8 protein-coding genes and 2 riboswitches are annotated in these 11585 nt (G+C 60.3%); of the genes, 7 read left to right on the top strand and 1 reads right to left on the bottom strand.

The genetic code is table 11. The features are described 5' to 3' along the window. A partial coding sequence (locus OPU69_RS17995) for a TerD family protein (RefSeq protein WP_498512919.1) occupies positions 1-586 on the bottom strand: 586 nt, incomplete at its 3' end. 215 nt (positions 587-801) lie between these two features. Between OPU69_RS17995 and OPU69_RS18000 the strand changes: the two genes are divergently transcribed. The 7 genes from OPU69_RS18000 to cobW all read left to right on the top strand — a co-directional run bounded on the left by OPU69_RS18000 (position 802) and on the right by cobW (position 11582). After that, positions 802-1973 (top strand): IS3 family transposase gene (locus OPU69_RS18000; protein WP_498512921.1). Its coding sequence is split into 2 segments (ribosomal slippage): positions 802-1054 and positions 1054-1973, totalling 1173 coding nucleotides; the frame shifts between segments, so codons are not numbered across the junction. Positions 1974-2568: 595 nt separating this feature from the next. Continuing rightward, the gene (locus tag OPU69_RS18005; RefSeq protein ID WP_498512923.1) at positions 2569-3246 is read left to right on the top strand and encodes a vWA domain-containing protein; all 678 of its coding nucleotides are present in this window, start codon (positions 2569-2571) and stop codon (positions 3244-3246) included. Beyond that, complete coding sequence (locus OPU69_RS18010; protein ID WP_498512925.1) at positions 3236-3997, top strand: PP2C family serine/threonine-protein phosphatase; 762 nt, start codon at positions 3236-3238, stop codon at positions 3995-3997. The genes OPU69_RS18005 and OPU69_RS18010 overlap by 11 nt, the downstream gene beginning before the upstream one ends. Beyond that, complete coding sequence (locus tag OPU69_RS18015; protein WP_498512927.1) at positions 3994-6150, top strand: topoisomerase DNA-binding C4 zinc finger domain-containing protein; 2157 nt, start codon at positions 3994-3996, stop codon at positions 6148-6150. Before OPU69_RS18010 ends, OPU69_RS18015 begins: the two co-directional genes overlap by 4 nt. Before the next feature lie 311 nt (positions 6151-6461). Then, a riboswitch (cobalamin riboswitch) is annotated at positions 6462-6695 on the top strand. 173 nt (positions 6696-6868) lie between these two features. After that, on the top strand, positions 6869-8905 hold the full coding sequence (locus OPU69_RS18020) for a TonB-dependent receptor (RefSeq protein ID WP_011444007.1): 2037 nt from the start codon (positions 6869-6871) through the stop codon (positions 8903-8905). An 81-nt stretch (positions 8906-8986) separates the two neighbouring features. After that, positions 8987-10033, top strand: a complete 1047-nt coding sequence (locus OPU69_RS18025; protein WP_083455652.1) for a HoxN/HupN/NixA family nickel/cobalt transporter — start codon at positions 8987-8989, stop codon at positions 10031-10033. Between the two features lie 86 nt (positions 10034-10119). Beyond that, a riboswitch (cobalamin riboswitch) is annotated at positions 10120-10347 on the top strand. 182 nt (positions 10348-10529) lie between these two features. Next, positions 10530-11582: a cobalamin biosynthesis protein CobW gene (gene cobW, locus OPU69_RS18030; protein WP_011444005.1), complete on the top strand. Its 1053-nt coding sequence runs from the start codon at positions 10530-10532 to the stop codon at positions 11580-11582. Positions 11583-11585 lie beyond the last annotated feature (3 nt).

Genomic DNA, 11585 nt, shown 5'->3' on the forward strand with positions numbered 1-11585 from the left:
TAAAACCCAACAACAGACGAGGCCCGCACTCCGCTAATTTACGCCGCGACCTGTGCCAAATGTTCTGACGACGGACACATTCGCCACCGTTGCGGCTGAGGCAGCCAAGGATCAAACCCGTGTGCGAGCCACTGTCCGAGATAGGGAAGCGGGCTAGCTCACGATTGTTCGAGCTGTCCACGACGCGGCCGTAGGCGTTGTCGATTGTTTCAAACGATTGGCCCCGGAAGCTGGTCACGGTCAGAACGACATGTTCGATCTGCCGGGGTAGGCGATCAAGATCTATCGCAATCGATTCATCGTCGCCGTCGCCTTCTCCGGTGAGGTTGTCGCCACTATGGCGCACCGAGCCGTCATGGCTTTGCAACTGGCCAAACCAGATAGAGTCGACTTCGTTTTTGTTCGCGTCGAGCAAAAGCGCTGACGCATCGAGATCGATGCTGTCACCGCCACCACCAAATACCTTGCCAAAGAAGCCCTTGGGTTTGGCGACATCCCACCCCACGCCGAGCGTGATTGACGTCAAGCCATTTGGCGCTTGTTTAGCGAGGCTGACGCTCTGGTTTTTCGAAAGTGAAATGGACATGACTTCCCCTGCGCGTAAATTTGAAACTCGGCAAAATTTCATGGTTGGGATTCTTAGAATGTGCCTAAGCGCACATTCTGGATTAACTTTCACGATATGCCAATGACGATCAAGTGTATCGCACACGCACCCGTATGGCTCAATAATCAAATTGACGTGACCCCCTGATTTTCCTCCACGAACGATTAGAGTCTGGCCTGAAGGAAGGACAGACGATGAAGCGTGCAAGGTTTTCAGAAGAGCAGATCATTGGGGTGCTGAAGGAGGCAGAAGCGGGCGCGAAGACCGCTGATCTTGCCCGGCGGCACGGGGTGTCTGAAGCGACGATCTACAACTGGAAGGCCAAGTATGGAGGCCTAGAGGTATCCGAGGCCCGGCGATTGCGAGAGCTCGAGAGTGAGAACGCCAGGCTCAAGCGGCTTCTGGCTGATGCGATGCTGGATCAGGCTGCGTTGAAGGATCTTTTGGCAAAAAAGTTTTGACGCCCGCCGCGAAGCGGGAAGCTGTCGCTCATCTCCAGGCGTGCCACGGGATGAGCGAACGGCGGGCGTGCCGTGTCATCGATGCCGATCGCAAGAGCGTGCGTTATCGTTCTGCCCGGGATGATGACACTGCTCTGCGCGAGAAGCTGCGCGGGCTGGCCAACCAACGTCGCCGGTTCGGCTATCGCCGTTTGCATATTCTGCTGCGCCGGGAGGGCGTGATGATCAACCGGAAGAAGACCCAGCGGCTCTACAAGGAGGAAGGTCTGGCGGTAAGGCGGCGACGTAGCCTCAAGCGCGCTGTCGGCACTAGGGCACCTGCTCCGGTGCTGGCACTGGCGAACCAGCGCTGGAGCCTGGACTTCGTTCATGACCAGATGGCCTCTGGCAGGCGGTTCCGGGTCCTCAACGTGGTCGATGACGTGACCAGGGAGTGCTTGGCGGCGGTGCCGGACACCTCGATCTCGGGGCAACGTGTCGTGCGCGAGCTGATCCAGCTGATTGCACAGCGCGGCAAGCCGGGGATGATCGTCAGCGATAATGGCACCGAGCTCACCAGCAATGCCGTGCTCGCATGGTGCGGCCAGAGCGGCGTGGAGTGGCATTACATCGCTCCGGGCAAGCCGATGCAGAACGGCTATGTCGAGAGCTTCAATGGCCGCATGCGCGATGAGCTGCTCAACGAGACGCTGTTCATGAGCCTTGCCCATGCCCGGGTCGAGATCGCTGCCTGGGTCGAGGATTACAACCGGGAGAGACCGCACTCATCCCTTGGTTACGCAACCCCGGCGGCGTTCGCCGCCGAACTGAACAAGCAATGGCCTGCTTCGCTACGCCCTACGGGCTCCGCTACGCAGCCCATTGCTTCAACCGCGCTGATGCGCAAAATAACCGCTCGGCTCTAATCTCAGCTGGAGGAAAGCTGGGGGTCACGTCAAAATAGTTGCTCAGAAACTTGGGCAATGTTCAAACTGGCCAATTTAGCTCGTATGCCGCTCGAATTTGGGTCGCAGGTACAGCAAAAGACGGCGGGCCAAGTGTGAGCACAACGGGCAGAGGATGGGAACATACTCGGTCTGGAGCGTTTCATAATTTGGTCTGTCAGGACGGCCCGAACGGCAATTTGCGCCAACAGTTGGAGATAACAAACATAATCCGCCTTTGCACAAAGGTCCGGTGCCGGCCAGAATGCTTTGTTCGCTGGCCGAGCTTGGAACGGCAACTTCCGCTAAAACCAGCCATTTGCTGAGCGCGAAACCGTCTGACAGTAACGCGCCATAAGTTCAGCCGTTCAGGCTTGAATGGGTGAATCCTACTTCCGGCCGAAATTAGTGCCCTCGTGTCGCGCCGTACGGAGCCAGGCAACCGTGCCGTTAAGTATCCGTATGCTCACCCCCCGCCACCGGCTCAAAGCTTTTGCCATCGGATGCCTACGTTTATGATGTGCCAATCGGGCCGCGAGAGGTAAAACCGTTTTTGAGAATTGGGGAGCATTGATTCGTGGACGATTTCGAGCAGCAACCATTCGCGGACGCTGAGTTTGCGGAAAACCCGGAGCAGCGCTGTCCGTGCGTCCTCCTCATCGACACTTCGACATCGATGAGGGGCGCTCCGATCGATCAACTCAACCAAGCGCTTGTCGAGTTCAAAGAAGAGTTGATTGGTGATGCCATGGCGGCAAAGCGGGTCGAGCTGGCGATCGTGACATTTGGCCCGGTTCAAACGCGCACGGACTTCACCACCGTCGATGGCTGGTATCCGGAGGCGTTCGAGGCGAACGGTGCAACCCCGCTGGGTGAGGCTATCATCTCTGGTTTAGATCTCCTTCGCGAGCGCAAGAATCGCTACCGGGCGAACGGCATCAAATACTACCGGCCCTGGGTTTTCCTCATCACTGATGGCGCGCCGACCGACAGCTGGCAGGAAGCCCAGCGCCGTGTTCACGAGGGCGAAGAGCGCAAGGAATTCATGTTCTATGCTGCGGGCGTGGAGGGCGCTGACATGTCGACTCTCACGCAGATTGCCACCCGTGCGCCATTGAAGCTCCGCGGACTTGCGTTTCGCGAACTCTTTCAATGGCTGTCGAGCTCACTGAGCGCCGTGTCCCAGTCCAATCCGGGCGACGCGGTGCCACTTGCCAATCCGACAGCCCCGGACGGTTGGGCCGTTGCCGGCTGACCTTGATCGGTGGCGCTGGGCCGCTGCTTCGAGGACCGGCACATCGCACATCCGGGCAGGCACCCGAAAGCAAGACGCCTACGTCGTTAGGATGTTGGCGCCGGATACGCTGTGCGTGGTGGTGTCGGATGGAGCAGGAAGCGCGAGTCATGGCGGGGAAGGGGCCTCGATCGTTTGTCGGATGCTCACGCGGGCAATTGGCGACTGGATAGCAGCCGAGCGAGGTTTGCCATCTGACGAGCTCGTGCGCGATGGCATGGATGCCCTGCGGGATACGATCGCGCTCGCCGCGGAAAGACGAGGCCTGACCAAGCGGCAGTTCGCCTCGACGCTGATTGCCCTGATCGTGCGCGGGGATGAACTGTTGGCGCTTCAGGTCGGTGACAGCGCCCTGATCGCTCGAAGGGGCGGTCGCTGGGAAGCCTTGTGCTGGCCCGAGAACGGAGAGTTTGCCTCAACCACCTACTTCGTCACGGACGATCCGGAACCGCGCCTCAATATCGTTCGCGGCGTCAATGATTTCGACGCTTTCGCCGCCTTTTCCGATGGTATCGAGAGTATTGCATTGCATCATGCGGACCATGAGCCCCACGCCCGTTTCTTCGATCCGATGATAAAGCCCGTCGACGCGGCCGCCGAACAAGGGCGTTTGGCCAACCTATCGGCCGCGCTTGGGCGATATCTCGACGGCGCGGCAATCTGCGAGCGTACGGACGACGACAAGACCTTGGTGTTGGTATCGCGGGCGTGACCAGCCAATCGATCAAGATCGATGGTCAAGCGCTGCCGCTGGGCAAGCGGATCGGGAAGGGCGGCGAAGGCGAGGTCTTTGCGATCGACGCGAAGCCCGGCACCGCAGTGAAGATCTATAAAGGCGAGCTGCGCGCAAACCGGGAGCCAAAGGTCCGGGCGATGGTCCAAGCGGATCTTGCGGAGACCACGAAGCTCGTGGCCTTCCCAGCTGCCATTGCAACGGACGGGCGAGGTGGCTTCATCGGTTTTCTGATGCGACTTGTATCGGGCTATCGGCCGATACACGAGCTCTACAGCCCAAAATCGCGGAAAGCGCACTTCCCAAAGGCGGATTACCGCTTCCTCGTCCGGGCTGCACTTAACGTGGCGAATGCGGTCGTCAAGGTTCACCAAAGTGGCTGCGTCATTGGGGACTTCAATCATTCCGGTGTGCTCGTGTCTGATGAGGCGACGGTTTCCCTGATCGATGCGGACAGCTTCCAATACTCTCGAGAGGGAAAGCTCTTCCCGTGTGTGGTCGGGGTCCCCGATTTCACGCCCCCCGAGCTGCATGGCGTCGATCTGTCGAAGGTTCGCCGGACGGAGGCGCACGACAATTTTGGCCTGGCCGTGGCAATTTTCCATCTGCTGGCAATGGGCAAACATCCCTATGCAGGCCGCTTTGCCGGTGCCGACCTCTCGATGAGCGACGCGATCGCGCAGCATCGCTTCGCCTTCTCCCAAACCCGCGCTGCGGAGACGCGGACGACCCCGCCGCCGGCGTCTATCAGCCTGAAGGATTTCCCTCCTCGTATCGCCGAGGCGTTCGAGGCAGCCTTTGGCAAAAATCCCGGCGCCCGACCAAGCGCAGTTACCTGGGCTGGGCTCATGAAGGAGCTCGAGGGAGCGCTCAGCCACTGTGGCCAGGTCCGCACCCACTATTTTCCGTCGGCGGCCGGAAAATGCGTCTGGTGCCGCGTCGGCGGCCAGTCTGGCGTAGATATGTTCCCCGATCTTCTGGGAACGGCGCCGAAGTTCGCGCCCGGGGGACCGTTCGACATCGAGCGAATTGCCGCTCAATTTCGGGCAATTAAGCTCCCTGATCCAGTTTCTCTGCTGCCTAGTTGGTCGGGGCAGCTTGCAAGCGCAAGTGAGGCCGTTGCCGCGGCGCGGAGAGCACAAACGGGGCGGCGCGTCCTCGGAACCGTCGCGCTGTTGGCCGCATTCGCGGGCGCCATGGGAGCTCCGAATGCCGCAATCTTCTGGATTGGCATAGGCATTTTCGGCCTGATCAAATTCTTCGGCGGCGCGCCTGAGCAGGCTCCATTCACGCAAGCCTACACCGACGCGGACAAGCGCGTGCAAGCTCTAGAGCAAGGCTTCGTCGATCGGCTCGGGCTTAGTGAGCTGGTCGTCGTCCAGAACGACGTCGAGAAATGGATTCAAGCCTTCCGCGATCTCGACCGAGATCAGGCGAACGATATTCAGCGACTGAAGACTACCCGCGAAGCACGCAAACGTGACGAGTTCCTTGATCGCTTCCACATCAGGCGCGCGAAGATTTCCGGGATCGGCCCGGCCAAGACGGCGACTCTAGCTTCATATGGCATCGAAACGGCCGCCGACATCAAGGCGAGCAAGGTACGCTCGGTGCCCGGTTTCGGTGATGCCATGACCGCTAAGCTCGTTGCCTGGCGCAAGATACACGAAGACAAGTTCCGGTACAACGCTGCGCCAGATGCGTCCGACATCCAGGCAGAAAATTCCGTTCGAACAAACTGGGCAACGAAACGCGATGACCTACAGTCCAAGATAACGTCGTCGATCGCGGCGTTGCAGTCAGGGCCGCAACAGATCGCCGCTCGGGCGCAAACTGGTGATCCCGCCTTGCTGGATGCGTTAGGCAGACGTGCGCAAGCTGCTCATGATTTGCAGGCGCTGGGTATACCTGTTCCAACGAGCCAGTCTAGAGTTGTGGTCAGGCCACGCCCTTCAGCGCCGGTCCCCCCGTCGCGCTCGACCACAACGGCAAGCCAGCAACCATCGTCGGCGCCGTCGTGTCCGCAATGTGGTTCGTCAATGCGCCGACGCACAGCTCGGCGCGGCCACCGCGCGGGAAATCAGTTCTGGGGATGTACGCGCTATCCAACGTGTCGCGGCACGAGGAATTGATTTGAGACATTTACACAAGATATTCGCGCCATCTGTCGGGGAAGGCGAACACGTCGCCATTCCGATATCCAATTTCCATGAGCTTCCGGCAGGTGGCGACCACTTCCGGTCGTACAGGAGTCCGATGGCCAACGATAGGTTCAGTGAAAACCCGCCATTCAAATCGAGTGCGCGCGGTTGGTGCGCTCTGGCCGTGCCAATGGCAATGGTGGCGCGGGATGCAGTAATCGTTGATTCAATCCCTGCTCCAAGCGTTATTGGCTTTTCCGATCACTTCAGTTAGGTGAGGTATCGACGGGCAGACTAGTCCGCCTTTCATTGATCGCGCCGGTGCCCCCGAAAGGGGCTTAATCGGGAATGCGGTGCGGAAGCTTGCTTCCAAATCCGCGGCTGTCTCTGCAACTGTAAGCGGATAGCGCGATGTACATCGCTCCTCTTGGAAGGGGCAGCCACTGGGCCGGACGCTAAATCATGCGAGGTCTGGGAAGGCGTGCATCAAGCTGTGACCCGTGAGCCAGGAGACCTGCCGGCGTCTGGTCGCTCTTGCCTTGGTCCAGAGGATGGCTGCGGCACGGTGAACTCCGTCTGAGCGACGAACGAGCGGCTGGGGCCGCATCGGAGACGTGCGTCGGCCGCCCATGGCGTCCGGCCGCCGCGCGTGTCGCCCGTTCGCGCGGGTTTGCCCCGGCCACGTCGCAAGACGCCGGGGGACTATTTAGTGATCAAGACCATTACTACCAGCAGCGCCCTTGCGCTGATCTGTATCGGAAAACCGGCATTTGCCGAAACCTCTGAAAAGGCATCGCAAACAAGCGCGGATGCAGTCGTGGCGGGTAACGACATTGTGGTTTTCGGTCGCGGTGAGGCCATGATCGGCACTGCCAAATCAGCGAGCGAAGGAAGCGTCGGAGGGGCCGATCTCCTCGTGCGGCCTCTTCTCCGCGTGGCCGAACTGCTGGAAGCGGTGCCCGGGCTGGTTGCAGCCCAGCATTCTGGGAGCGGCAAAGCCAACCAGTATTTCCTGCGCGGTTTCAACCTCGACCATGGGTCTGACTTCAGTACCTATATCGATGATGTGCAGATGAACTTTCGTACCCACGGACATGGTCATGGCTATCTCGACCTCAACGGCCTCATTCCGGAGATCGTGGGCCGGGAGGATTTTCGTAAAGGGCCCTACCGCGCCGATGGCGGTGATTTCGCTCTGGCGGGAGCAGCCTATATGACGACCATCAAGGGTTATGACCGGCCATGGGCATCGGCCGAGACTGGTTCATATGGTTGGCGCCGCGTCGCTGCGGGTGGAACATTGCACGACCTGGGCGGCGGAGACCTCACGCTTGTCGCCCAGGCCAAGGCCTATGACGGACCGTGGCAGGAACCTGAACGTCTGCGCCATTACTCGGGGTTCGCGAAATATAGCATGCCGACCGGTGCGGGCACATTGGAGGCATCTCTCCATGCCTACCGGGCGACATGGCACCCAACCGAGCAAATCCCCGAGCGCATTATCGGCACGGCGTTGTGTGCGGATGTGTTCTGCTCTCCAGATCCTTCCGCGCGGGGTGAGACGACGCGCCTGGTGGCTAACATCGCGGTCAAGCAACCGACATGGCGCGCCAATGTCTATGCCCAGTTTTACGACTGGTCGATGTTCTCGAACCCCACTTACACCGATCCGGATGGCACAAGCGCGCAGATCAAGCAGTTCGACCGGCGTTGGGTCCTCGGGCTGTCCGCACAAAAACATTGGGAAATCGCTGACAGTCTGGCTGTGAGCCTTGGCACCGAAAACAGATACGACGCCGTCGGGAATGTTGGTGTCGATCGAACGGCTGCCCGCGCATTTCTTGAATCTCTCGGGCACTTTCGGGTCGGGGAATTGTCTTCCGCGCTCTACGGCGAAGTCGCTTGGAAACCCTTGGCGGGACTGCGTGTGACAGGTGGTCTTCGCGGGGACTATTATCACTATTCCGTGCGTGCACGAGATTCTGTTGCGGCGTCGCTGGGCGAAGGCAGTGGCTCAGCGTCGATTCTCTCTCCCAAGGCGTCAATCGCCTATCAGGTTACGCCGCATCTTGAACTCTACGCCAACTGGGGCCGTGGATTCCATTCCAACGATGTTCGGGGTGCGGTCAACAGGGACACGCCTGTTCCCGTTCTGGTTCGCGGCATCGGCAAGGAACTGGGAGGACGCATTCAATTCTCCGGGGTCACGTTAACCGCGACTTACTGGTGGCTGCATGTCGGCAGCGAACTTCGTTTCATTGGCGATTCCAATGCTGTTGAACCGTCGGGTGCCAGTGGGCGTCATGGCTATGAAATCGTCGCCTTCTGGCGGCCGTTCCCTTGGCTTGCGCTTGATGGAAACTATACCGCCAGCCATGCGCGCTTCGACAATGGCGATCACATCCCCAATGCATTTGAGAACGCGGCTTCAGCCGGTGCCGCCATCATTCTTGATCCCTGGGAAGCCAGCATTCGGGTGCGCCACCTTGGACCTTCTCCGCTTGTCGAGGACAACAGTGTCCGGGATCGAGGCAGCACCGTCATGAATGCCCGGGCCGCGTGGAAGGGCAAGAAGGTCGAGATATTTGGAGAAGTGCTGAACATCTTCGACAGCCGGGACAAGGACATCGCCTATTATTACGAGTCCTACATCCCCGCCTTCGATGCAGGTGCTCCGGTGGAAGGCCGGTTGAGCCGCGTGGTCGAGCCTCGAACTGTGAGGATTGGCGCAAAGGTCAATTTCTAGCGAAATCCCTTGATGGGCGGCGCTGCAGCACGTCTGCGGCGCCATCCTTCGTTTGTATATTCCTCAATCGCCGAGCCAATCATGCACCTCACGAAGTCACTGCCATCCCTGTCTCTGCGCCGACGAATTGGTGCCTTGTTTGCCGGATTGATCGCCGCCAACATTGGGGTCTGGGTCTGGGCATTCAGCCTGTTTCATGCACAGCCGTTAATGCTCGGCACCGCTGTGCTTGCCTGGGGGCTGGGCCTGCGTCACGCGGTTGATGCCGATCATATTGCGGCGATTGACAATGTGACCCGCAAGCTGATGCAGGACGGGCAGCGCCCGGTTTCGGTCGGATTCTGGTTCGCGATCGGGCATTCCGGAATCATTGCCATAGCATCGATCATCATTGCGGTGACGGCCAGCGCGCTGTCGCAGTTCGGCGCCTTCAAGGAAATCGGTGGCGTGATTGCAACCGTGATTTCCGCGCTTTTCCTGTTCACGATCGCCGGCATGAACCTGGTCATCCTGCGCTCTGTCTGGCGGACTTTTGCCCATGTTCGTGCAGGCGGCAGCTATGCCGAGGACGATCTTGATCTGCTATTGGGTGGGCGCGGTCTGCTTTCCAGACTGTTCAGGCCGATGTTCCGCCTCGTGAACAAAAGCTGGCATATGGCCCCGCTGGGGTTTCTGTTCGGGCTTGGGTTCGATACAGCAACCGAAGTTGCCATTCTGGGCATGTCGGCCAGCCAGGCCGCCGATGGCCTGTCGATCGGGACAATCCTGGTCCTGCCCGCCCTGTTCGCGGTCGGTATGGCCCTCATCGATACGGCGGACGGCGTGGTGATGCTGGGCGCTTATGAATGGGCCTTCGTGAAGCCGATCCGCAAGCTCTACTACAACATCACCATCACCCTGATCTCGGCCATCGTGGCGATTGTCATTGGTGGAATCGAAACGCTGGCCCTGATTGGCGACAAGCTGGCCCTTACGGGTGCGCCATGGCGGATCGCCATTGAACTGGGTGAAAATTTCAATGGTCTGGGCTTCGCCATCATCGGTCTTTTCGTGTTCTGCTGGCTGGCGAGTTACGCGATCTATCGATGGAAGCGGTTCGATGAAATCGAGGTTTCGGTCGGTGCCTGACCGTCCACGTTGCGTGAAGCAACATCATCAATTGGCTTGGCTGGCATTTTCGTCTAGAGCGCGCGGTGAAGGATCGGGGTAACCCGCCCTTCAATGATCGCGCCGGTGCCCCGCAAGGGGCTTAATCGGGAATGCGGTGCGGGAGCGTGCTCCCAAATCCGTGGCTGTCCCTGCAACTGTAAGCGGATAGCGCGATGCACATGCTCCTGAATTCAGGAGCAGCCACTGGGCAGCGCGCAAGCGCCAAGTCTGGGAAGGCGTGCATCAAGCTGTGACCCGCGAGCCAGGAGACCTGCCGGCGCACCGGTCGCTCTTGCCTGATCCAGGGGATGGTCACGGCACGGTAACTCTCCGTCTGAGCGACGAAGCTGTGTGGCTGGGGCTGCACGGGTTGCGTGGTTACGGGTGCTTTGTCGCGCCCGCCCGTCGTCGCGCGCCGACCGGACTTGTCCGGCAAGCCCCGCCGTGTCTCGCTCTGGCGCGCGGGGAAGTTACTATGCCAGACCTGTCCAAGGCGTCCCTGTCCAAGGTGCCGGTCACCATCATCACGGGCTTTCTGGGCGCGGGGAAAACCACGCTCATCAGCCACCTGATCCACAATGCCGGTGGCCGCAGGCTGGCCGTGGTGGTCAACGAATTCGGTTCGCTGGGTGTGGATGGCGAGATTCTGCAGTCCTGCGCCATTCCTGATTGCCCGGCGGAAAACATCGTAGAGCTGGCCAATGGCTGCATCTGCTGCACCGTGGCGGACGATTTCATCCCGACGGTGGAAAAGCTGCTGGCGCTTGATCCGCGCCCCGATCACATCCTGATCGAGACATCGGGTCTGGCGTTGCCAAAGCCGCTGCTCAAGGCGTTCGACTGGCCTGCGATCCGCAGCCGGATCACCGTGGACGGCGTGCTGGCGCTGGCCGATGCCGAAGCGGTCGCGGCAGGCCGGTTCGCGCCCGATGTGGCAGCGCTTGACGCCCAGCGCGCCGCCGATCCGAGCATCGATCACGAGACGCCGCTGTCGGAAGTGTTCGAGGATCAGCTGGCCTGCGCCGACATGATCCTGCTGACCAAGGTCGATCTGGCCGGACCCCAAGGCGTAGCCGCCGCGCGCGCGATCATTGCGGCAGAGCTTAGTCGCCCGGTTCCGGTGATAGAACTGACCGAAGGCGTGGTCGATCCGCGTGTGATCCTGGGGCTTGATGCCGCAGCCGAGGACGACATCGCCGCGCGCCCATCGCACCATGATGGTGAGGATGATCACGAACACGACGACTTTGACAGCACCGTTATCGAATGGGGCGAGATCGCCGATCCGGCGGCGCTGGTCGCGCGGATCGAGACGCTGGCCCGCGATCACCATATCCTGCGCGTAAAGGGCTATGCCGCCGTTGCGGGAAAGCCGATGCGGCTGCTGGTGCAGGCGGTGGGCGCGCGGGTGCGGCACCAGTACGATCGCCCGTGGCGCCCTGACGAGCCGCGCCGCACCACGCTGGTCGCCATTGCCGAGCACGATCACGTCGACGCCGATGCCATTCGCGCGGTGCTGCTGGCGTAAGGC

This window comes from Blastomonas sp. 34TW (assembly GCF_059803595.1).

Excerpts from the sequence above, each read along its gene's own strand:
- cobW (WP_011444005.1), top strand. The coding sequence starts at position 10,530 with ATGCCAGACCTGTCCAAGGCGTCCCTGTCCAAGGTGCCGGTCACCATC.
- OPU69_RS18025 (WP_083455652.1), top strand. The coding sequence starts at position 8,987 with ATGCACCTCACGAAGTCACTGCCATCCCTGTCTCTGCGCCGACGAATT.